General features: G+C 27.4%; 25 protein-coding genes. 14 read left to right on the top strand and 11 right to left on the bottom strand.

Going from position 1 to position 23,534, the window contains the following annotated elements:
* Positions 1 to 2: 2 nt before the first annotated feature.
* The gene (locus Q3304_RS05745) at positions 3 to 1,547 is read left to right on the top strand and encodes a hydantoinase/oxoprolinase N-terminal domain-containing protein (protein WP_407814899.1); all 1,545 of its coding nucleotides are present in this window, start codon (positions 3 to 5) and stop codon (positions 1,545 to 1,547) included.
* A 75-nt stretch (positions 1,548 to 1,622) separates the two neighbouring features.
* On the opposite strand, the gene Q3304_RS05740 is transcribed toward Q3304_RS05745, so the two are convergent.
* The 5 genes from Q3304_RS05740 to Q3304_RS05720 all read right to left on the bottom strand — a co-directional run bounded on the left by Q3304_RS05740 (position 1,623) and on the right by Q3304_RS05720 (position 5,972).
* Positions 1,623 to 1,907 carry a hypothetical protein gene (locus tag Q3304_RS05740; protein ID WP_021384547.1) on the bottom strand — a complete coding sequence of 95 codons (285 nt, stop codon included), beginning with the start codon at positions 1,905 to 1,907 and terminating at the stop codon, positions 1,623 to 1,625.
* A 62-nt stretch (positions 1,908 to 1,969) separates the two neighbouring features.
* Entirely contained in the window at positions 1,970 to 2,734 is a 765-nt protein-coding gene (locus Q3304_RS05735) for a 1-acyl-sn-glycerol-3-phosphate acyltransferase (protein ID WP_054270200.1), read from the bottom strand.
* Between the two features lie 275 nt (positions 2,735 to 3,009).
* A complete protein-coding gene (gene tnpB / locus Q3304_RS05730) occupies positions 3,010 to 4,119 on the bottom strand; it encodes an IS200/IS605 family element RNA-guided endonuclease TnpB (protein WP_407815415.1) in 1,110 nt (369 codons plus the stop codon).
* Positions 4,120 to 4,848: 729 nt separating this feature from the next.
* On the bottom strand, positions 4,849 to 5,121 hold the full coding sequence (locus Q3304_RS05725) for a DUF3795 domain-containing protein (protein ID WP_407814049.1): 273 nt from the start codon (positions 5,119 to 5,121) through the stop codon (positions 4,849 to 4,851).
* A gap of 41 nt (positions 5,122 to 5,162) precedes the next feature.
* Positions 5,163 to 5,972: a helix-turn-helix domain-containing protein gene (locus tag Q3304_RS05720; RefSeq protein WP_407814048.1), complete on the bottom strand. Its 810-nt coding sequence runs from the start codon at positions 5,970 to 5,972 to the stop codon at positions 5,163 to 5,165.
* A 311-nt stretch (positions 5,973 to 6,283) separates the two neighbouring features.
* On the opposite strand from Q3304_RS05720, the gene Q3304_RS05715 reads away from it, so the two are divergent.
* Both Q3304_RS05715 and Q3304_RS05710 read left to right on the top strand, forming a co-directional pair.
* Positions 6,284 to 6,565 (top strand): hypothetical protein, encoded by a 282-nt coding sequence (locus tag Q3304_RS05715; protein ID WP_003420428.1) that lies wholly within the window; start codon positions 6,284 to 6,286, stop codon positions 6,563 to 6,565.
* Between the two features lie 338 nt (positions 6,566 to 6,903).
* Positions 6,904 to 7,308: a hypothetical protein gene (locus Q3304_RS05710; RefSeq protein ID WP_407814047.1), complete on the top strand. Its 405-nt coding sequence runs from the start codon at positions 6,904 to 6,906 to the stop codon at positions 7,306 to 7,308.
* Positions 7,309 to 7,443: 135 nt separating this feature from the next.
* Here the strand turns inward: Q3304_RS05710 and Q3304_RS05705 are convergent, their stop codons facing one another.
* The 3 genes from Q3304_RS05705 to Q3304_RS05695 all read right to left on the bottom strand — a co-directional run bounded on the left by Q3304_RS05705 (position 7,444) and on the right by Q3304_RS05695 (position 10,575).
* Complete coding sequence (locus Q3304_RS05705) at positions 7,444 to 7,638, bottom strand: hypothetical protein (protein WP_054270207.1); 195 nt, start codon at positions 7,636 to 7,638, stop codon at positions 7,444 to 7,446.
* A 268-nt stretch (positions 7,639 to 7,906) separates the two neighbouring features.
* The gene (locus Q3304_RS05700; RefSeq protein WP_054270208.1) at positions 7,907 to 9,526 is read right to left on the bottom strand and encodes a Na/Pi cotransporter family protein; all 1,620 of its coding nucleotides are present in this window, start codon (positions 9,524 to 9,526) and stop codon (positions 7,907 to 7,909) included.
* Positions 9,527 to 9,834: 308 nt separating this feature from the next.
* Positions 9,835 to 10,575, bottom strand: a complete 741-nt coding sequence (locus Q3304_RS05695) for a helix-turn-helix transcriptional regulator (RefSeq protein WP_407814046.1) — start codon at positions 10,573 to 10,575, stop codon at positions 9,835 to 9,837.
* A 148-nt stretch (positions 10,576 to 10,723) separates the two neighbouring features.
* Here Q3304_RS05695 and Q3304_RS05690 point away from each other — a divergent pair, with 148 nt between their 5' ends.
* From Q3304_RS05690 to Q3304_RS05660, 7 genes are all read left to right on the top strand, one after another.
* A complete protein-coding gene (locus Q3304_RS05690) occupies positions 10,724 to 11,473 on the top strand; it encodes an AAA family ATPase (RefSeq protein WP_407814045.1) in 750 nt (249 codons plus the stop codon).
* Between the two features lie 42 nt (positions 11,474 to 11,515).
* A complete protein-coding gene (locus Q3304_RS05685) occupies positions 11,516 to 12,406 on the top strand; it encodes an ABC transporter substrate-binding protein (RefSeq protein WP_407814044.1) in 891 nt (296 codons plus the stop codon).
* A 16-nt stretch (positions 12,407 to 12,422) separates the two neighbouring features.
* The gene (locus Q3304_RS05680) at positions 12,423 to 13,403 is read left to right on the top strand and encodes a FecCD family ABC transporter permease (protein WP_407814043.1); all 981 of its coding nucleotides are present in this window, start codon (positions 12,423 to 12,425) and stop codon (positions 13,401 to 13,403) included.
* On the top strand, positions 13,403 to 14,197 hold the full coding sequence (locus Q3304_RS05675) for an ABC transporter ATP-binding protein (protein WP_407814042.1): 795 nt from the start codon (positions 13,403 to 13,405) through the stop codon (positions 14,195 to 14,197). Before Q3304_RS05680 ends, Q3304_RS05675 begins: the two co-directional genes overlap by 1 nt.
* 97 nt (positions 14,198 to 14,294) lie before the next feature.
* Positions 14,295 to 15,572 carry a nitrogenase component 1 gene (locus Q3304_RS05670; RefSeq protein WP_407814041.1) on the top strand — a complete coding sequence of 426 codons (1,278 nt, stop codon included), beginning with the start codon at positions 14,295 to 14,297 and terminating at the stop codon, positions 15,570 to 15,572.
* A gap of 1 nt (position 15,573) precedes the next feature.
* Entirely contained in the window at positions 15,574 to 16,779 is a 1,206-nt protein-coding gene (locus Q3304_RS05665) for a nitrogenase component 1 (RefSeq protein WP_407814040.1), read from the top strand.
* A gap of 194 nt (positions 16,780 to 16,973) precedes the next feature.
* Positions 16,974 to 17,165, top strand: a complete 192-nt coding sequence (locus tag Q3304_RS05660) for a hypothetical protein (protein ID WP_407814039.1) — start codon at positions 16,974 to 16,976, stop codon at positions 17,163 to 17,165.
* An 86-nt stretch (positions 17,166 to 17,251) separates the two neighbouring features.
* On the opposite strand, the gene Q3304_RS05655 is transcribed toward Q3304_RS05660, so the two are convergent.
* A complete protein-coding gene (locus Q3304_RS05655; RefSeq protein WP_054270210.1) occupies positions 17,252 to 18,064 on the bottom strand; it encodes an Mrp/NBP35 family ATP-binding protein in 813 nt (270 codons plus the stop codon).
* A gap of 419 nt (positions 18,065 to 18,483) precedes the next feature.
* Here Q3304_RS05655 and Q3304_RS05650 point away from each other — a divergent pair, with 419 nt between their 5' ends.
* From Q3304_RS05650 to Q3304_RS05635, 4 genes are all read left to right on the top strand, one after another.
* Positions 18,484 to 19,635 (top strand): GNAT family N-acetyltransferase, encoded by a 1,152-nt coding sequence (locus tag Q3304_RS05650; protein WP_407814038.1) that lies wholly within the window; start codon positions 18,484 to 18,486, stop codon positions 19,633 to 19,635.
* A gap of 78 nt (positions 19,636 to 19,713) precedes the next feature.
* Positions 19,714 to 20,400, top strand: coding sequence for a B12-binding domain-containing protein (locus Q3304_RS05645; RefSeq protein WP_407814037.1), 687 nt, complete (start codon positions 19,714 to 19,716; stop codon positions 20,398 to 20,400).
* 1 nt (position 20,401) lies between these two features.
* Positions 20,402 to 21,424, top strand: a complete 1,023-nt coding sequence (locus Q3304_RS05640; RefSeq protein WP_407814036.1) for a uroporphyrinogen decarboxylase family protein — start codon at positions 20,402 to 20,404, stop codon at positions 21,422 to 21,424.
* Positions 21,414 to 22,034, top strand: a complete 621-nt coding sequence (locus Q3304_RS05635; RefSeq protein ID WP_407814035.1) for a hypothetical protein — start codon at positions 21,414 to 21,416, stop codon at positions 22,032 to 22,034. Before Q3304_RS05640 ends, Q3304_RS05635 begins: the two co-directional genes overlap by 11 nt.
* 126 nt (positions 22,035 to 22,160) lie before the next feature.
* On the opposite strand, the gene Q3304_RS05630 is transcribed toward Q3304_RS05635, so the two are convergent.
* Entirely contained in the window at positions 22,161 to 22,847 is a 687-nt protein-coding gene (locus Q3304_RS05630) for a YjjG family noncanonical pyrimidine nucleotidase (RefSeq protein WP_407814034.1), read from the bottom strand.
* 13 nt (positions 22,848 to 22,860) lie between these two features.
* Entirely contained in the window at positions 22,861 to 23,406 is a 546-nt protein-coding gene (locus tag Q3304_RS05625) for a helix-turn-helix domain-containing protein (RefSeq protein WP_054270216.1), read from the bottom strand.
* Between the last annotated feature and the right edge of the window lie 128 nt (positions 23,407 to 23,534).

Genomic DNA, 23,534 nt, shown 5'->3' with positions numbered 1-23,534 from the left:
TGATGTATCGTGTAGGAATTGACGTTGGAGGAACAAATACAGATGCTTGTATACTGGATGGGGAATTAAAAGTAATTCATTCAGTTAAGGTAGCAACTACAAAAGATGTTGAAACAGGTGTTTATAATGCTTTAAAAAAAGTTATAGATGAAAGTAAGATTGACCATTCTTTAATAAAGTATGCTATGCTTGGTACAACTCATTGTACAAATGCTATTGTAGAAAGAAAAAGACTTAATAATGTAGCAATGATAAGAATAGGAAAGCCAGCGACAACTGCTATTCTTCCTTTTATAGATTGGCCAGAAGATTTAAGAGAAAAGATAGAACTAGATTCAATACTAGTGTCTGGTGGATATGAGTTTGATGGTAGAAAGATAAATGAACTTTGTAAAGAAGAAGTTGTAGAATTTTGCAATAAAATAAAAGACAGAGTGGAAAGTGTTGCAATAAGTGGAGTATTTGCTCCAGTAAATAAACAACAAGAAGAGGAAGTTGCAAAGTGGGTTAGAGAAATTTTAGGTGATATTCCCATATCTTTATCAAATGAAATAGGCAATATAGGTATACTAGAAAGAGAAAATGGAGCCATTTTAAATTCTGCATTATCTCAAGTAGGTAAAGCAGTATCTTTAGGATTTGAAAAAGCACTTAAAGATTTAGGTATAGATGCACAAATTTATTTTAGTCAAAATGATGGAACATTAATGAATTTAGAGTATACAATGAAATATCCAATTTTTACAATTGGATGTGGAATAACAAATTCTATAAGAGGAGCTTCTTTCTTATCAGAAGTAAAAAATGCAATAGTATTGGATGTTGGAGGAACTACAAGTGACCTAGGTGTACTATATAATGGATTCCCTAGAGAATCATCAATTCCAGTTACAATTGGAGGAGTACATACAAACTTTAGAATGCCTGATGTTTTAACTATTGGGCTTGCTGGTGGGACATGTGTAAAAGGTGAAAAAGATAATATAAAGATAGGTCCTGAAAGTGTTGGTTACAAAATAACTGAAGATGCAATAATATTTGGTGGAGATACTTTAACTTTGTCAGATGTTGTTACAAGGTTAGATATGGCATTTGAAGATAGAAAAACTAATGTTGAACATATAGATAAAGAGTATTGTGATGAGGTATATAAAAAGGTAATTTTAAAGCTAGAAGATGCTGTAGACCAAATGAAAACTAGTCAAGATGATGTTGAGTTAGTTTTAACAGGTGGAGGAAGTATAATTGTTCCTGAAAAATTAAAAGGCATAAGTAATGTTATAAGACCTCCTCATTATACTGCTGCAAATGCTATTGGTGCTGCATTAGGACAAATAAGTGGAGATGTAGAAAAGGTGTATAGCTTAGATAAAATGTCTAGGGAAGATGCTATAGAAGATTCAAAGCAAGAGGCAGTAAATAAAGCTCTAAAGGCTGGTGCTAAAAAAGATACTATAGAAGTATTAAACATAGAAGATGTTCCACTTGCATACCTTCCTGGAAATGCACTTCTTATAAAAGTAAAAGTTGTTGGTGATTTAATTTAAAAAAGAATTTAATTATTTTTAAAATTATTTTAAATATCAAAAAATCGGTGCTTAATTTGTACCGATTTTTGTTTTTTAATAAAGAACTCGTTTTTTTGCTTCTGCTATAGCTCTAGCAGCACTTTTAGCTTGTATTCTTTTTTCTTCTTCTTTTTTGAACGCATTTATTGTTTCATTTAAATTCTTATCATGTTCATTTTTTTCCTTATCTTCATTTTCTCTATATACCAATACATAATTTATTATTGATTCATTTATTATCTGGGATATACTCTTATTTTCATTAATTCCTATTCTTTTAACCTCTTTGAGTAATGTTTCATCAATATGAACCGTTGTTTGTTTTGTGTTTTTTGCCATGTTAATCACCTCTTAAAAAGAATTTTAACATTAAAATTTTTTTTAGTCAATAAATTTTAATATTAAAATTCTTTAAATGTTTTATTTGATTTTCTAAAGCTTTCTATTGCTTTTATCATATTATTTTTTATATTTTCACCTAGTACAGAAGATTTTAGTCTAGGATTTTCAATATGGTCATAAATCGGTTCTAAAAATTCAACTTCAACAGGAAGAGAATTAATCTTGCCAATAGGTTGATATCCTTCATAAGTATCTTTTGAGTTTTTTATTACCAGTGGAACAATAGGGCATTTTGCTTTGTATGCTATTTTTAAGGCCCCACTTCTAAAATCTGATACCAATGAATTTGGTTCTTTAATCCATGTCAAATCTCCTTCTGGAAATACAGCCATGCTTTGACCTTTAAGTATATTTTGAGAAGCTTCAGATATACTTTTTATACCTTCTCGATTGTTTTTTCTGTTTACATATACACATCTTAATAGTTTTGCCCATTCTTTAAATATAGGTATATTTCTCCAAACTGGTTCGTCTGCAATTACACATCCAATTGGTCTTTCCACACTTGCTGCTAATATAAAACTATCAAGCATACTAGAATGATTTACAACAAATAGAAGAGGTTCTTTTGGTAATGTTTCTTTTCCAATTATATTAAGGTCTATATTTACTATATCTAAAGATTTTCTAGCTTGCTTTTGCATAAATTCAAATTTTTCTTTTAAGCTAAATTTATCAGGATTCTTTTTAATTTTAATAAGTCTAGGTATAGAAGATGTAAAGCCTATAAGTTGATATGTAGCAAATTTTAAGTAATTATTCATAAAATTATCTCCTTAAAATAAAATTATTTATTACTGTAAAGATTTTAACATAAAATAAAATTTAAGTCTATTTTAATTCAGTTATATAATCTATATTTAAAATAGACAGATATTAAAATTTTATACTTTTAATTTTCCAGTTATATTCTCTGAACCTCCCATGACTGAAGTCACTGGGTTCCTGCTTCATAGAATTTCGCATACTAAAATATGTCTTACCAATTCTCCACAGGCTATCCCCGTAGTTCCTACGGTTCTTACATAAGTTATTTATTTTAAACTGTTATTAGTCTTAATCCTTCTTTTAGTATATTTATACTCGCATTTATATCTCTATCGTGAGTTACATTACAACAAGGACAAATCCATTCTCTTATATTTAAATTCTTCATTTCCTCGTTTTTGTACCCACATTTATTGCATATTTGTGAACTTGCAAAGAATTTACCTACCTTTACAATTTGTCTACCATACCAATTAGCCTTATATTCTAATTGACGAACAAATTCTGACCATGACACATCAGAAATTAAGCGAGATAGTTTACGATTTCTAGTCATATTCTTTACTTGTAAATCTTCTATGCAAATAATATCATTCTCTCGTATTAATTTAGTAGATAGTTTTTGTAGAAAATCCTTCCTTTGATTAGCTATATGTTCTTGAAGTCTTGCAACTTTTAATCTTGCTTTATTTCTATTTAAACTACCAATTGTTTTTCTCGATAGTTCTCTTTGTAATTTAGCAAGTTTGTTTAATGACTTCTTAAGATACTTAGGATTTTCTATAAAGTCTCCACAACTTGAGATACAAAATTCTTTAATTCCTAAATCTAAACCTATCTGATTATTAGTATTTTCAAATGCTTTAATATCTATATCAGTACAACATAATGATACATAATATTTACCACTTGGTTCTTTGGATATAGTAGCATTAAGTATTCTCCCTTGAGGTATTTGTTTATCCCTTACTTTAACCATACCAAGTTTAGGTAATTTTATATATTGACTAAGGTACATAATATTTCCATTTGTAAAGTTCGTTCTATATGAAAATCTATTAGTTTTCTTTGATTTAAATTTAGGAAATCCTGTATTTTCTTTAAAGAATTTTTTATATGCGTTTTCTAAATCTTTTAAGGTGTTTTGTAGTGAAAATTTATCAGGTTCTTTAAGCCACTCTAATTCTTTTTTTAAATTGGTCAAATCAGAACTACACTGTTTATAAGTAAAAGTTTCTTTATTGTTTTCATAAACTTCTATTTTTTTAGCAAGATATTTATTATATACAAATCTACAACATCCAAAAGTTTTGTTAATTAACTCTTGCTGTTTTTTATTTGGATACATTCTAAACTTATAAGCTTTTTCCACTACTATCACCTCACTTTACTTGTTTTTTATGATTTTTCATCACCCATCCTAATATTAACAAGTACAATTTTTTAAAACAAGTTTTTTGAAGGTTTTTATATTTATTTTTAAATAACATATGTAAGAACCGTAAGTCCTAACTTTTATCATTTTTGAGGTTGTCGTTCACATAAGTTCGCTACTACCTATGCAGTTCTCTTATGAACTTCTTACACTTTCATGTAAGCACAGACTATATCTTATCCTTCGGCATTATCCGTTAAGGTCTACCCACTTCCACTACCAATAGCTTGTAGTGTACTTCCCTTAAGAGGAATAGTCGTTGAAGTTTCTCCTACTTAGGAGCTTACCTGCTGATTGCCCATTTTAAAGTACTTAGGGTTTAACCTTATACCATCTAACCAATTTTTTCTACTTTCGTAACTTTTACACTTAGGTTTATTTTTCACACTTAGGTTTATTTCATCCTTATGTTTTAGTTTGGTTAGCTTTAGGGGTTTCCAGCAATTCAAGTAGTATTGGATAGGTTCTATCCTATCTCTACATATAAGTTTCCCTATATGCTGACTATTTTAGCTACTAACTCATGACTAAAGTCACAAGTGTGCGTAGCTATTTTTCAATCAATAAATTACTATTCTATTAAATTAACTTAATAACCTTTAAATTAAATTATAAAAACTGTTGTAGGTTATCAACAACAGTTTAAAAAGATTTACTTTATAATATAGAGATATATTAAGTCGTAATGCTAGAACTAGCCCATTCTTTACACTGAGCAATTCTTTTTCCATCATCACCTTGTTCTTTATCATATGCAAATTGATTAAGCATTTCACATGGAAATGTATCACATAGACCACAATGTGTAAGATTTTTATTTTCACAACATGATTTTACAGGGCATTCTTCACCCCAAAAAGGTTTATAAATATATGTACATCCTTTGCAATTGACCTTTCCTTTGTACTCACATTCATAACATAAAATTCCACATCTTGATTCTATCATTGTTACTCACTCCTTAAATATAAATTTTATATGATTGTACATCAAAACTTATACTTTTCATTGTAAAAATCGGACAAATTTTTTATATAGGTTGTTGGATTAACCCCACAGATAGATTTAAAATCATTTATAAAATGGGATTGGTCATAATATCCAATATCTTGAGCTAAAGTTGTAAATGGCATATTATTATTTTGTACTTCTTGTAATACAAGATTTATACGAAGTAATCTAAGATAGGATTTGATACTCATTCCAAGAGAATTATTAAAAATCCTATTTATATGACGTTCACTATAACAACTGATTTGAGAAATATTTTTAACTGACATAATGGAGTTCTGTTTTCTTGCATTTTCAAGGATTGGGATAGTCATATCTATTATATTTGATTTGAACAAGTATGACAAAAATAACATATCTAATTCTTCTATTAATTCTTTTAGAGTGCTCGTTTTTTCAAAAATAGAATTAATCTCTGAGCTAAATAATGTATTAAAATCTTCAAGTTTAATTTTTAAGTCAGTGGATTCTCTTTGAGAAAAACCTGTTAAATAATATACTCCACCTGGACGAAACTCAACAAATACTCTAAATAGTACACTTTCTATGTCATTTTTTACAATTATAGTTTTCGTTGTAGCTCCCCAAAATTCACTATCCATACCCTTTTTATCAAATTCAAATATCATACATCCACTAGCATCAGGTATTAATGTAAGATTTTCTTTAGTATTTATATCAGGAATAGATATTGTATAGTGTGCTATATATGGTCTTAATAATTTATGTGGCAAAATATATGTATACTGTTTGCAAGTATTTAAAATATTATTGATTATTTTATTCATAAGTAAATCCTCCTAATATATTAAGAACAAATATGCCAATTTATTTTAATATATAATAAACAAAATTTGATTCAACTGAAATATTTTAATAATATGTTCTTGTTAAATTCAGATACAATAATTGTAAGGTAAAATTTCAAAATATACAATTATTATAAATTATAGATGCCACTAAATGTATATTAAATAAGAGTAAATATAAATCAAGATTAGAAAATAATAGTGTTACTTTCATAATAAACACATATAAAGATATTTTTAAGAATAAAATTTATTATTAAATAAAAAATAAAGGAGAGTGGTTTAATAGCATGGCATCAAAACAAACACCAAGAAACAATTTAGAAAAGTTTTTGAGAATAAGAGTTTTATCACATACAGGCGATAAAATACATATAAAATTACCTGTAAATTTTGCAAAGAGAATGATTGAGAATAATGCTTTGGATTTATTTAATGGAAAAGATGATGTAGTTGATGGTAAAAAGGTTACTGAGATATTAGTCAAAGCATTTGACTATGACCTAACTGGAGAGGTAGTTCACTTGGAAAGAAAAAATGGAGATATTATTAAGGTCTCAATCGTGCAATAGACCTAATTTATATGAATTTTATTTTGAAAAAATATAACTAATTAAGAATTAGTAGGAAAGTTCAGCTTATTGTTAGTATATAATACACATTTATAATTTATAGATGTGTATTTTTTGTATGTAAAGTTTAAATGTATATATTATTAAAATATTACCATTTTGGAAATAGATGTAAATGTATGTTGTATAGTATAATATAAATAGTATATTACTTTGTAAAGTTAGCAAATAAATCCAAGTTAAAAAATAAGTTAAAGAATACAGTGTTATTAAGTAGAATATTGGGAGTATTTTTTATAGCCAAAGGGTCAGAACTAGAAAAAGTGGAGGAGGAAAACATGTTTACAGATGGAAGAAGCAAGAAAGTAGTTTTTATAGCACATTGTTTATTAAATCAAAATGCTATTTCAGATGGGACTGCCATATATCCTGCAACATTTAAGGATGTAATTGAATTATTTGTTAATGAAGAAGTAGGTATTGTTCAATTACCATGTCCAGAACTTAGTTGTTTGGGAATTGATAGGGGAAATGAAAATGGTGCTAATCGTTCTCCAAATTGTGGAGTTGATACTACTTCAGACAATGATGAAGAAATCAATGGTAAGGGTTTGTTTATGTCAGAACTTTATGAAAAACTTGAAAAAGAGAATTTATCAATTCCAATGATAGGATTAAAGAGTACAGATGACTACATAGTGAAGATAACAACATTAATTCAAAAAAATGAGTTATTACATTGATTTGGTACTTATTTTTGGAATAAGATTTATTATTATAAAGGCAGAATAATAAAAAAACGGGACGTAGTAGCCAAGTGCTGGCAAAGACGCCCTGTTTTTTTATATAACCTAAAAATATGTACTTTTTTAAATTTATTATATTCTTTTAAATTGAATTTTTTCATCTGAACACAAAGTTTCAAACCTGTATGTATCTGTCATCTCATAAAAACCAAAAAATATAAAACCATCACGAGAAGTAAATTCATATTGAATATTTTCACTTTTCAGTGTCTTTTCTACTTCACTTATTTTTTCACTATATATAATGTCCACCATATAATTTATCATTGTAGAATCCCTCCTATTAATATGACAATATTCAAATATATAATAACATATTTAGATGATACAATTGTATTAAAAATGAAATAAATCTATTATATTAAGGTATTAAATTTTTATTAAAATGCTTATGAATAATCTAAATAATAATAGTTTGATACTAAATAAGATAAGAATTTGAATCTTGAATAAAAAATAAGAAGCTATAAATAATATAAGTATCATTTATGGCTTCTTATTTTTTATTTATTAGGATTACATATAAAAGCAATCACTATATTTTTTGTTTAAGTTTTAATACTTGTTTTACGATATTTGTTGAATGGTCAGAAATTCTTTCTAAATTAGTAAGTAAGTCAAGATAAAGCACACCAGCATCTATTGTACAACTTCCATTATTTAATCTAATCATGTGTGAATTTCTAAAAGTTTTTTCTAAGTAATTTACTTCATTTTCAACTTCTAAAACCTTGTTTGCTAACTCAAAATCTTTAACATCTAAAACTATTAAAGCATCCTTGAAGTTAGTCATAGTTTTATTGTATATTTGGTATATTTCTTTTATTGCACTGTCAGAGAAGCTAATATTCATTTCTTTAACACTCATAGCTAATTCAGCTATATTTTCTGCATGGTCAGATACTCTTTCAATATCATTTACAGTGTTAAAAAGTAAATCTGTTCTAAAACGTTCATCATCTCTAAGAGGTTCTTTAGAAAGTTTTAATAGATAGTTCAGTATATCTTTTTGTAATTTATTGACAACTTTTTCTGATTCAAAAGTTTTATTAATATCATCACTACTCTTATTTAAGAATCCTGCAATTGCATGTTCTAAAGAATTTGTAGCTTTGTGTCCCATTCTTACAACTTCTTGTACAGTATTACCAAGTGCTATAGATGGAGTACTAAACATTCTTTCATCTAAGTACTTAGTATTATTTACTACTTCTGATTCAGTTTCTTTAATAGGTATAAGTTTACTTGCTAATTTAACTATGTATTTAGAAAATGGTAATAATATTATAACATTTGTAAGGTTAAATAAAGTATGTGCATTTGCTATTTGTCTAGCCGTATCAGTTGGGTCAAAATGAGTAACTATAGCTGATATAGGCTTATTTAAAATAAGCATAAATATGATTGTACCAATTACATTAAAACTTAGATGCATTACAGCTGCACGTCTAGCATTCCTGCTTGCACCCACACTTGATAAAAGTGAAGTAACACAAGTACCAATATTATCTCCATAAAGGATAGGTAAAGCAGCTGATAGAGGTAGTATTCCTTGAGAAGCCAAGGCTATTAACATACCCATAGATGCACTTGAACTTTGTATAATACCTGTTATAGCAAATCCTGCTAATATACCTAATAGAGGATTTTTACTAAAATATAAGAGTACATCAGTAAATGCTTTATATTCAGCAAGTGGTGCCACTGCATCTTTCATAAATTCCATTCCTGTAAACAATATACCAAAGCCAATAAGTATTTCAGATAAATGTTTTGTTTTTTGATTTGATGTAAATAAATAGAATACAATACCTACACCTAGAGCAATTGGTGCTATTCCTTCAAGATTAAATGAAACTAATTGGGCAGTAACTGTAGTACCTATATTTGCCCCCATTATTACACCAATAGCTTGACTTAGATTCATTATTCCTGCATTTACAAATCCTACAACCATAACCGTAGTAGCACTTGAACTTTGTATAATACCTGTAACAACTGTACCTACCAGTACACCCATAACAACATTACTTGTTAAGAGTTCAATAATTTTTTTTAATTTGTCTCCTGCCGATTTTTGTAAACCTTCTCCCATTAAACTCATTCCATAAAGAAAAAGTCCAAGTCCACCGATAAGACTAATTGCTATATTCACGATATTTCCTCCCTTAAGAAATTAATAAATTTTTTATCTGAATTATAAACTTTATTAACTAAAATTTATCGTTTCCTTAATATAGAATAACAAATTTTGTCAATAAAAATATTAATGTTTTGTTAAGTATACGTTAAGAGAATGTTAAATCTTTAAGTTGTTGTTAATTTGAGAAAATTCACTATATATAGTAATTTAAAGACTTTAACTAAGATTTGGCTTATTTTATGTATAATTGATTTAACAAAGAATTAACCATATTTGTAAAAATCATGTAAAAAATATCATTCTTTTTAGAATTATATTTTTTAATTATAAATATTCTTATATTCAATTGGTGTAAGATTATTAAACTTTTTAAAAACCATGCTATAGTAGTTTTGACTATTGAATCCAACGAGTACAGCAACATCTAAAATAGATAAATCTTTTTTTAGTAAGTATCTTTTACTCTTTTCAACTCTGACTTTATTCAAAAAATTAGTAAAAGTATATCCACTTTCTCTTTTGAATAGAGAACAAAAATAACTTTTATTAAGTTGTAGGTCATTACATACATCAGTTACTGTTATGTCTTCTGAGTAGTTTTTATGAATATAATCTATAGTTTTCTTTACATAAAAACTAAGAGCTGGTTTATGTTTCATTTTATCATGACATATCTCCAATAAGAGATTGGATATGTAATTTAAACATGATAAAGGCTTAAATGGTATGTCAATAAACTCAATGTCATTATTGATACAGGACTTAAATGGACCTACAATAAAATAACCACTAGAGACATCAAACTTATGTATAGGCATAACTAAAAAATGTAGGTCATCACAAAAACTTAACATTACATAGGAAAGATTTTTATTAGATATAAAATCTGTACTATTTATGTTATTAAATATATTTAAACTTAGAAAATATGTTTCTAAAGTAGAATTATATCCAATACTGCAAATCTCTTTTAAGTCCTTACTAACTGCTTTTGTGGGAATATTACAGCAGTCAAAAAAATCGTTAATAATGAGTTCCATATCATCTTTAAAATCTTTCAAAAAATCACCTCTTTTAAATTTATACAAATATTTTTATAAAAAAACAAATATAGTTAAGAATTAAAAAAATATATCGATTAAAATAGTTATTGCGAATGATAATTAATTTCGTTAAATAATATTATGATGTAAGAGAGGTAGAAAGTCAATGAAAAAAATAGCTATTTATGGGAAAGGAGGAATTGGAAAATCAACAACAACTTCCAATTTATCAGCATCACTTTCTCGTTTAGGATATAAGGTAATGCAAATAGGGTGTGACCCAAAATCTGATTCAACGAAAAATTTAATGAAAGGCAAATTTATACCCACAGTACTTGATGTAATGAAAGAAAAAAAGGAAGAATTAAAGCTTGAAGACATAGTGTTTGAAGGTTATGGAGGAGTATTATGCATTGAAGCTGGAGGACCAACTCCAGGTGTAGGATGTGCAGGAAGAGGTATAATAGCAGCTTTTGAAAAATTAGAAGAATTAAAAGCATTTGAAATATATAATCCAGATGTAGTAATTTATGATGTTTTAGGAGATGTTGTTTGTGGCGGTTTCTCAATGCCAATAAGAAATGGATTTGCAAAGGAAGTGTACATAGTAACTTCTGGAGAAATGATGTCAATGTACGCTGCAAGTAATATATCTTTAGCTGTAGAACAATTTAAAAACAGAGGATATGCTTCTTTAAAAGGTCTTATATTAAATGCCAAGAACGTTGAAAATGAAAGGGAATTAGTTGAAAAATTGGCAGATGAAATAAACAGTGAAGTTTTTCATTATATACCAAGAAATAAAATTGTACAGCAGTCCGAAAATAACGGACGAACTGTTATAGAAGAAGATAAAGATAATGAAATGTCAGAAGTATATATAAATCTTGCAAATAAAATTATGCAAGATAATTAAAGAATATATGTTTAAAATAAAGTTTATTATGGAGGAAATTTTATGAAATTAAAAAAATTATGCTCGGTATTTTTACTTAGCTCACTAATATTAACAGGGTGCTCAAAACCATCAGATAGTGAATCTAAAGAAACAAATAATAATGTAAATGTAGTTTCTTCTACAGTCGCAGCGACACAAGTACTAGATAAATTGGATGCTACATTGGTAGGGATACCAACAACTAAATCTGAGTTACCTGAAAAATATAAAAATTTACCAGAAGTAGGACAGGCTATGAATCCTGATTTAGAAATTGTAGCATCTCTAAAACCAGATGTATTTGTGGTTGATAGTATGTTTAAAGAAAATGTTGAAAAAAGCATGAAGGAATATAACTTAGATACTTTTTATTTTGAGACTGGTACATATACAAAATTCCTTAAAAGTATAGAAAGTTTAGGAGAAAAAATAAATAAACAGAGTGAGGCAAAAAAACTTATTGATGAGCTAGAAGGAGTAGAACAATCTGTATTAGCAAAATCAAAAAAACAAGCAAAAAAACCAAAGGTAGCAATATTATTTGGTGGTGGCAATAATTTTATGCTAGCTACAAAAAGCTCATATCTTGGGGACTTAGTAAAAACAGTAGGTGCTGAAAATATAACTGATAATATAACTGATAATGTAGAGTCAGGTTATATACAATTTAGTTTAGAACAAATTTTAAAAGAAAATCCAGATTATATACTTAGATTTGCACATGGAAATATTGAAGAGACAAAGAAAGCATTTGATGAGTCTTTTGAAAAAAATCCTGCGTGGGCTACATTAGATGCAGTGAAAAATGGGAAAGTCATAGATTTAGATTCAAGTATATTTAATGTGTCTGCAAATATATATGTTAAAGATTCAATAAATAAATTAGGAGATATCTTCTATGGAGATAAATAAATTTTAGGTGGGTAATATGGATAATAAAAAAATTTTATTAATAATTACTGGTATGATAACTGTAATTATTTTGCTAATTCTTTTTTCTACTATAGGAAGTGTTAATTTAAGTATTAGAGAAATATTCGATGCACTGATAAATGAAAATAGTCCAATGGTTACTACAATTGTATATAAGATGAGATTGCCTAGGAACATCTTGGCAGCATTAGTTGGAGCAAATTTAGCTGTTTCAGGTCTATTATTACAAGCTGTTATGAAAAATCCATTAGCAGACCCTGGTATAACAGGTATATCAACAGGAGCAAGTGTGGCTGCTATTATAATATTGCTTCTATTTCCACAATACACAAGTATATTACCAATAGTTGCTTTTATAGGAGGTCTTATATCTTGTGCAGTGGTCTATTTAATGGCATATAAAAATGGCCTTAGACCAGAGAGAATCATACTAGCTGGTGTAGCAGTAAACGCTATATTAGGTGGTGTGATATCATATTTATCAACTATGTATAGTGAAAGAATCCAAAGTGCAATGTTATGGTTAAATGGTAGTTTGGCAACAAAAACATGGCTAGATGTAAATATGTTGATATGGTATTCTATTGCAGGACTTATAGGGGCGGTTTTCCTTATCAGAAGTGCAAATGTACTACAATTAGGAGATGATGCAGCTACAAATTTAGGTTTCAATGTAAATAGAAGTAGATTTGTAATATCATTAGTAGCAATATTTCTAGCTGGAGTCTCTACTTCTATAGTAGGGGTTATTAGTTTTGTAGGTCTAATAGTGCCACATATAACACGTATGTTACTTGGTAGCGACCATAAATATACAATCCCATTCAGCATAATCTTAGGAAGTATAGTTTTATTAATTGCAGACACATTGGCAAGAACAATAGGAGGCTCGATAGAGATTCCAGTGGGTGTTATTATGTCCATAATAGGAGGTCCATTCTTTTTATACTTATTAAGAAAGAGAGGCAGTTATTAATGTTTAATATAAAAGATATTACGATAGGATATGAAGATAAAATTATCATAGACAACCTGAGTGTAAGCATAAAAAAAAGTGAAGTAGTTTCTATATTAGGACCAAATGGTTCAGGAAAATCTACACTTCTTAAAGCATTGTCTAGAATTCTGAAAATCAAACGAGGCGACATATATATTGGTAAAAAGAATATAAAAGTCATGAGTAATAAAGAAATCTCAAGACAAGTGGCATTATTAGCTCAGCATAATGTCTCTTTAAAAGATATAAAAGTAAAAGACTTAATATACTATGGAAGAATACCACATAAAGGTTTTTTTGAAGGCAAAAATAAGAATGATGATGAGATAGTGACTTGGGCAATGAAAAACACAGGTCTTGAAACGTATAAAGATAAATTGGTAAGTAATCTATCTGGAGGCGAAAGACAAAGGGTATGGTTAGCAATGGCTCTTTGTCAAAAGCCAGATATACTTTTATTAGATGAGCCAACAACATATTTAGATATATCTCATCAATTAGAACTTATGGAACTTATAAAAGATATAAATAAAAAGTTTAAAATGACTATAATTATGGTTTTGCATGATATAAATCAAGCAAGTAAATACAGCGATAGACTTATTATCATGAATAAAGGTTCCATAGTAGCAGATGGTCATCCTAATAGTGTAATAAGTGAAAAAATAATAAAAGATGTCTATAAAGTGAAATGCGATATAGATGTAGACCCAATTAGTAAAAAGCCTAGGATTCATCCAATAATGCTATGTAGAAGAACTAGCAGTATATGAAAATATAAATAACTAATAATTAAAGAATAAAAGTTACTGACCATGTAGTTTTATAATCTTAAAACTATATGGTTAATGAGATTAGAAAGGAAAAAATATGTATACTTTAGATGTATTAAATAGATTAAAAGATATAGATTGTGATAAAGATATAAAATCTCTATCGTATGCTGTATTCCCAGGGACACATTGTCCATTGTTTGGAGTTGTATTGACTGCATCATATATAAAGAATATGGCTCTTGTAATAGTGGGAACTAATGAATGTACTTACTATAGTAAAAATTTTGCATATCACAGACAATCTGGTAAAGATAGTATTTATTCAGTAGTATTAAAAGATAAAGATATAGTTTTTGGAGCGGAAAAAAAAGTAGTAGAGGCTGTAAAGTATATTTCAGAAAACGAAAAATTTGACGCAATAATGATAGTAACTACATGTGTACCAGAATTAATAGGAGAAGATTATAATGCCTTATCTAGTGAATTGGAAGATATGCTTGGGATACCTGTCTTGACAGTTAATACAGAGCATTATACTTGTAATTCTCATATACTTGGTATGACTAGAGCTTTAAAAAGTCTATCATCAGTTATGGAGCATTATAAAGATAAAGAAGGAGTTAATATTTTAGGTCATAGACAAGAAAATGTAGAAGATACAGAACTTATAAAACTGCTTACAAAAGAAGATGTAAAAATAAATTGTGTAATTCCATCTAAATGTACTATAAAAGACATTAAAAGAGCATCTAGTGCTAAATTAAACATAGTAACAGATATGATAGCTTTGGATTTGGCAGAAGATATGAAAAATAAATTTGGAATAGAGTACATATATTATGATAAAAACATGAAAGAATCAATTATAATAGAAAACTATAGCAAGCTTTGTGAACTTTTGGATATAGATTTACAAGATGAATTATTAAAGCAAAGGCAAATATACAATTCATTATTGAGTGAATGTAGATTTTTACTAGAGGGTAAAAAATTAATTTATGGTAATACACCAATGATGGCATTTGAAACGGTTGATTTTTTAACTGAGTTGGGATTGATTCCAGAATTTATTCAGGTAAGAGAGCTTTATGAACAAGATAGCTTATTTAAAGATAACATAATAAAAAAAGGATACAATCCATATGTAAGTAGAATTGCAAATATAGCACCACTTAGAAATTTGTATGAAAATATAAATGCAGATATTTATATAGGACATGAAAATCCAATGTTATTAAGAGAAAAAGGGCTTATGCAAATAACACTAGATGAACATGCACAAAAAATAGGTTTTGAGCTTCCCATAGGAATAATGGAAACTCTAATTAAACTATTTGATGTAAAAAAATCTGCAAGAAGGGAAGTGGTTTAAGATGGAAATATATAAATACTTTCCAAATCCTTCTGATAGAATGGGAATAATATTTACACTATCATCAATAAATGAAGCCTGTGTTATAGAATTTGGTCCATCAGGTACAACTCATTATGCAATAGAAGCAATTGGAAGTCTGAATGGAGAAGATAAGGCTAAAATTTATTCAACCCATATGAGTGAAAGTGATGTTACTTTTGGAAACTATGATAGATTAGAGAAAGCTATAATTGAAATAGATAATAATATCAGACCTAAGTATATTTTTGTAATGGCTTCATCTGTATCATCAATTATAGGGACAGACATAATAGGTATATGTAACGTTTTAGGTAAGTCTGTGAACAGTAAACTAATTCCAATTACAACAGGTGGATTGAGAGAAGATTATAATCAAGGAGTAGAAGAACTTATATATATATTAGCAAAAGAAGTTGTTAAAGATAGTAATGAAAAATTTGATAGTTTTAATATAGTTGGATGTAATATAGACCAATTTAATTTTTTATCAGATTGTGAAGAAATAAAAAGGATGATGAAGACGTTTTTTAAAAAAGATGTAAATGTAACTTTTACATCATATACATCAATAGATGATATAGAAAATGCTTCTACATCAAGTTTAAATATAGTGCTTAGAAAAGAAGGTATAAAAGCAGCTGCTTTTATGAAAGATAAGTACAATATACCATATGTATATAAAAAACCATATGGTATAAAAAATATTGGAGAGTTCATAAATGAAATACAAAAAGTAACTACATGGGATTTAGATAAAAATGCTTATGAAGCTGAAGTATCTATTATAAAAAAGTATTTGTTTAACATAAAAAGGAAGTTTTATTTTTATGAAGAAAGCAAAAAATGTGCTGTATTTGGAGATTATGATACTGCTTTAGGTTTCAGGGATTTGTTAGAGGAATTAGGTCTTGAAGTTGATAGAGTTAATATATTGCATAATGCAGATTGTAATGATAAATCTGTGTATATTGGAAACGATGAACTAGATAGAAGTAAATATTTAAAAGAGAGTGACTTATTAATACTATTTGGAGATGGTGCTAGTATAGATATGCAACACAATTCAAAGTTGGATATACAAATAAGTAATCCGAATCTAAAAAGTGTAAACATATATCCATATACTCCATTTGTAGGATTAAGAGGAATTCTTTATATAATCGAAAAAATACTAAATATATAATATCAAGGGCACAGATAATATGTAAAAATACTTATTATGAATAGATTTAATATAAATTAATGTATATTTTATTAAAATAATTATTAGTTATGTTAGAAATCCTAAGATATTGGATATAATATAATAAACAGGTAAATTTTGTAATTAAAAAAGTACCTAGTTTATCTTAAATATAGGGGAAGTGGGGATATTTTATGGGAAGATTAATGGAACTTATAGAGAGAAAATTTTTAAAAGATGTAGAGCTTTTAGAATTGGAAGACATAGAAAATGTAATAGAATGTAAAATGACACAACCATATAATGCTCATTATAATGAATATTTGGTAAAAGTAAAAAATAGAGATATTATAGAAGAATATTTTGTGTATTTAAAACATAGATAAGCATAAAAGAGGTCTGTATTTATTTGTATTGTTGCAAAATAAAGACAAGCCTCTTTTACGTTAAATATAAACTATAAAATTGCTATTTATTTGATTTTTTCAACAACATTAGTTAATATTGAATCTAAATCATCGCTAATTTCTGTAACACCATTATGAGTAATATCTATGATTTCTTTAGTCATAGGAAGTTCTCCTAAAAGTTCTAAATCTAAATCATTTAAAAATGTCTCAGTAGATTCTCCATCAAATAACTTGATTTTTTTAGAACAATCAGGACATTGGATATAACTCATGTTTTCAATAACTCCAAGAACATTTATGTTCATTTTTTTAGCCATATTAACTGCTTTTGATACAATCATAGATACTAAATCTTGAGGTACAGAAACCATAACTATTCCACTTATAGGGATAGATTGCATAACTGTTAATGCAACATCTCCAGTACCAGGAGGCATATCTATTAATAAATAGTCTAATTCCTCCCAAAGAACATCAGTATAAAATTGTTTTACAACTCCTCCAAGTAAAGGTCCTCTCCAAACAACAGGTTCATTTTCATCATCTATCATAAGGTTTATAGACATTACTTTTATGTTGTTTGCATTTTCTACAGGATAAATATAAGAGCCATCAGAATAAGCTTTTACATTTTTTACACCCATAAGTCTAGGAATACTTGGTCCAGTTATATCTGAATCTAATATACCAACCTTATATCCCATTTTATTTAGCTTATTAGCAAGTAAAGCAGTTACAGTTGATTTTCCAACCCCACCTTTTCCACTCATAACACCAATTATTTTTCCAAATTTATTGTTAGGGTTATTTTCAATAGAACAATTTGATTGACTATTACAATTTCCCTTTGATGGACATGAATTACAATCTGCCATATCTATTACCTCCAAACTTTAATATTTATTAGATTATTTGTAACCTACATATACTATTTTAGTACAATTGAATCATAAAGTCATTATTTAAAAGTAACTTAGAATATTTTCTGTTGGTTTGTTTGTAATTTATAATAAAAAAAGAAGGTAATAAAAAATTATAACCTTCTAAAAAAGTGATTATTTCAACTGACCTATAGATATTAATCATATAAATATATGGAAAACATTTCAATATATTATGCATAACTGGTCATTTTATAAGTGTAACTGGGAATTAGATGTATATTTTATAAAAATTTGATAAAAAAACAATTAAAAATAGCAAAGAAAAAAGATATAATTAGAAATGTAGTAGTAAATGTTTTATTATAGATAATAGTGTTTAAGTATTTTAAATAATATTTGGAGGAATATAGATGGAATTAAGACCAAGAAGTGCAAAATTAGAAGAATTCGATAAGGTAATAGAATTAATAAACTATGTATTTAGGATATCAAGAAATCATAAACCAACTATGATGGAGGAGTTCCCTCTCTTATTAAATAAAAATAATATAGAAAATATGATTATAATATCAGAAGATGATAAAATAGTTTCAGATGTAAATTATTTAATTCAAGATGTATATATTCAAGGAAATAGGCTGAAAGTTGCAGCTATAGGCGGGGTGTGTACTCATCCAGATTATGAAAAAAAAGGCTATTCATCTAAGGTATTGGATAAAGTAGAAGAAAAAATGTTTTATGATGGTGTAGATATTGTAATCATTTCAGGAACAAGAACTTTGTACAGTAGAAGAAATTGTAGTTTGGTAAAAAGCTTCTACAAATATACAATAAAACCTGAGAATGTGAAAATACCATATGAAATAGTTGAATTTGATGAAACTAATTTTGAAAACGATGATGATTTAGACAAAATGATTGAACTATATAATCAAAATAGTACTAGATTTATAAGAAGTAAAGATGAGTTCAAAAAATTATTACATGCAGCAACTATTGCTTGGGGACCAATTGATTATAAGAAGGTATTTATAAAAGAAAATAATAATAGTATAGGATATTTAATAATAAGAATAATAAAAAAAGAAAATTCTATTGTAGGAGAAGTGGCTGAGATAGGGTTAAACTCTGTAAATGTTGAAAATATATTGAAATACGTAACAAATAAATTTGGTTTAGAATATTTAGATTATAAAGTACATGTAAGAAATCTTAAAGACCAATTACAAGGTAATGAAATAAAAACTTTGGATTATCAACAAGGAACTATGAAAATAATAAATTTTGTAAAATTGTGTGATAACCTAAGAAGTTATTTTAATCAATATATAGATTCTGAATTATTAAAATATATGGAGTTTAAACAAGTTGAAAATAAATATATTATTAAATATAAAGAAGAAGAACTTGTAATAGAAAGTTTGGATAAACTTAATAAACTGTTTTTTGAAAAAAACGAAGAGCAATACAATGAATTTAAACATTTAAAAAATATACATGAATTTGCAACAAAGGTGTTTCCTTTAGATTTTCCATGGACTGCAAATTTAAATTATCAATAATTGTGTGCTTTTCGACTGTATTCAATAAAAATGGATTATGTTTAAAGAGAGCTCTTATTAAATAACGTAAATTAGTTTATGTTAAAAAAGAAATTTTGTAAGATACTAGAAGGGATGAAATATTATATGGACATACTTGATGATATAGCAGAATGCATATTAAATATGGGTGTAGACAATATAGAAAATTTAGTGAAAATTGCTATAGATAAAAATATTGACGTAGAAGATATTTATGAATATGGTTTAAACAAAGGTATGATAGGAGCTTTAGATAAATTTGAGAATAAAGAATACTATCTTTCAGAAGTTATAGTATGTACAGATGCATTAAATAAAGGAATTAATCTTTTGAAAGGAACTGGAAAAGTAAAGGAGAAATCAAAGGGAGTAATTCTGATGTCTGTAGTAGAAGGAGATACCCATGAGATAGGAAAAAACATTGTAAAAGTAATGGTAGAAGCTACTGGATATAAAGTTATTGATTTAGGTGTAAATAGAAAAAGTAAAGATATAATAGAAGAGGCTATAAAAAACAATGTTGATATAATAGGCTTATCTTCAATGATGACAACGACTATGGAGAACATGAAGTCAGTTATAAATGAGCTTAATAGGATTAAGATAGATAAAAAACCAAAAGTAATAATTGGTGGAGGTTCTGTAAGTATGGAGTTTGCAGAAGAAATAGGAGCAGATGGATATAGCTCAAATGCTCCAAAAGCAGTCAAATTAATAAACAAACTTATAGGAGGTGAAGTTTAAGATGTTTTCAAATATGACTTTACTTCAATATATAAATAGTGAGGATAGAGGCTTCTTTCTGCCTGATATGGGTACAAATGGATTATTTTTAATAAATAAAAAGGCATATGAAGTGTATGATAGTGTAGATACTCAGTTAGAATTAGCAAAGACTATGGACAAGTATTTTGAATCAGATTTTATATATTCATTCTGTGATGGGATTACGTTTTGTGAGACTTTAGGTCTAGAGACACTAAGACCGGATTATGATTTTCCAAGTGTATTAACACATACTATAACTGATAGGGAAAAATTAAGAAAACTAGAAGTTCCAGACCCTTATACAAGTGGACGTATGCCACTTAATATAGAAAGTTTGTCACTTATATCAAAAAGTATAAAAAAACCATTGTATGAAGCTATACAAGGTCCATTTACACTTGCAGGCCAATTAGCTGGAGCTACACAACTTTTGAGATGTATAATAACTGATAAAAAATTTGTAGAAGAGCTATTGGAATTTACAACTGAGTTGGTAAGAAGATATGCTGTGGCTGCAAATAAAGCAGGAGCTAAGTATATTTCAATAGCAGAACCAACATCAGTGACTTTAAGCAAAGATAGATTTGATGAGTATATAGTAAAAAATTTAAATAAAATATATGATGAGCTTGATTGTTGGAAAGGGATGCATATATGTGGAGATACTAGGGAATTATTAGACAATATGTTAAGTTGTAATATAGATGCAGTAAGCTTAGACCAAATTTTGGACTATGAAGAAATTGCTCCAATGATTCCTAGAGATATAGTATTGATTGGTAACTTGGACCCAATAAAGCTTCTTAGTCGCTCTAACCCAGATAAGATTAGGAGAGAGACACTAAAGTTGTTAAAGAAGATGAGAGGATATGACAATTTCTTATGTAACTTTGGATGTAACTGTTTAAATACTACTCCAGTAGAAAACTTACAAGCAGCTATAAAGTCAGGAAGAATTAGTTATAAAGAATTAGATAGGATTGATATTAATGAATTATAATAGTAATAAAGATAAATCTTTTTTAGAATCTCTAAATCTAGAAGACATTTTTATAGATAAGAACATTGTGCTAAAGTTTTTGGGGTATGGAAATAGGAAGGCTCCAGATACGATTAATGAAATCGTTGAAAAAGAAATAAAAAATATAAATGATAGCTTAGATATTAAGATATATATGAGTGATATTGATATTGATAAAATGCCTAAAAAGTGTAAAAAAGCATTTGCTATACTATACACAATAGGAGATAAGATTGACATCAAGATGAACGACTATATGGAAAATTGTAATATGATGGCAGGGTTAGCACTGGATAAAATAGGAGTAGTGTGTTTAGATTGTATTAATGAAAAAATAAAGAGAAACTTAAAAGAAGAATATAATAATCTCAATATATCATACGAAATATATCCAGGAGATAAAGATTTTGAGATTGAGAAACAGAGAGAGATTTATAACTATATAAAAAATAAATATAATAATGTAGAAATAGAAATCAATGATTATCACCAACTATCACCTATAAAGAGTGTGGCAATGCTTATTTTAATGGGAGATGAGGAAAATCTCGAATCAAGATGTAGTAAATGTACTCAAAAATGCTTTTAGCTATTTTTAAGATTGAAACTTGTTTTATGTATAAATTGCAATAATTTTTTTAGTTACTATATTTATAAACTAAAAAAATTATTGCAAAATAATAATATTCCACTTGATATATTGGTAATTCACAAACTAAATAATTTTCTTCAACTCAATCAGACTACTTATTTCATAAGTTGGTGAATAGTTAGTATTATTTATACTGTTATTGAAATTTAACCAACAAGTATCTATTCCTGAATTTATTCCTCCTAAAATATCTGATGTTAAACTATCACCAATCATTAATACAGAAGATTTATCACAACAATCAAATTTTTTAAGTGCATATTTAAATATTTCAGGATTTGGTTTTGATACTTTTAATTCCTCAGAGACAATTATTCCATCGATATACCCTTTTATTTCTGAATTTTTAAGCCTTTTGTTTTGAACTTCAGATATTCCATTTGTTATTATAATTATTGTGTATTTTTTCTTGAGATATGATAATATATTAACTGCTCCTGGAATTAAAAATGTACATTCACTTAAAAAATTTAAGTACATTTTGCTAAGAGTTTTAGGGTCAACATCTAATTTCATTTCATCTGCAAAAAGTTTAAATCTAAGCAATTTAAGTTCGTCTAAAGTTACGATATTTTTTTCAAGGTCAAGCCAAAGTTTATCACTTATATTTCTATATATTTCTATACATTTCTCATAATCAAGTTTCAAACCAAATTCAGATAGGAGTCTTTTAAAAGCATGTGATTCACTCTTCTTAAAATCAAATAAAGTATCATCTGCATCAAAAAATATAAATTTATATGTTTTCATAAGTTTTATTCCTCTATAAAATAACTGCAAAAATTACTTTACTTTCGCTATTTGAATTGTTTTGCCATTTGTGTTTTGTTCCCAGAGGAACTTTAACACTATCTCCTTTGAATAGAGTGAATTCATCATCATCCATAAAAAGTTTGACTTCTCCATCCAAAACATATGCAATCTCGTCTCCATTGTGAGTAATCCTATCTACACAAGAAGAGGTATTTGGAGCTAAATCCATAATTGCAAATTCTAAATTGCTACTAGAGTCTGGAATTAAAACTTCATATACAACGTCATTGCTTCCAGGCAAAATAACTTTTTTTCTACTATCATGTCTTACTATTAAGCTTTTTTTATCTACCTCAGATACAAAAAATGTAAATAGAGGAACATTTAGAGAAGATGCTATAGACTTTAATGAATTTACAGATGGATTAGCAAGGCCTCTTTCTATTTGGCTTAATAATGATGGTGTAACATCAGCTAGTTTTGCTAAATCTCTAATACTTAAATTTTGTTTTTTTCGAACTTCAGCTATTTTTTCTCCTAAATTTAAATCATTCATATGAATATCCCTTCTTTTTCATTTTAAAAAATATTATCCTAAAATAATCAAATAAAAAAATTATACAGTATGAAATTATTATAACATATAGAATGTATTTTTGAAAAAATAATGTTCAATCTAATTGA

It is taken from the genome of Clostridioides sp. GD02377, from assembly GCF_045899875.1.
Classification (GTDB): domain Bacteria; phylum Bacillota; class Clostridia; order Peptostreptococcales; family Peptostreptococcaceae; genus Clostridioides; species Clostridioides difficile_A.
The sequence above is the reverse complement of the archived record's forward strand: the minus strand, read 5'-3'. Positions and strand labels throughout refer to the sequence as shown.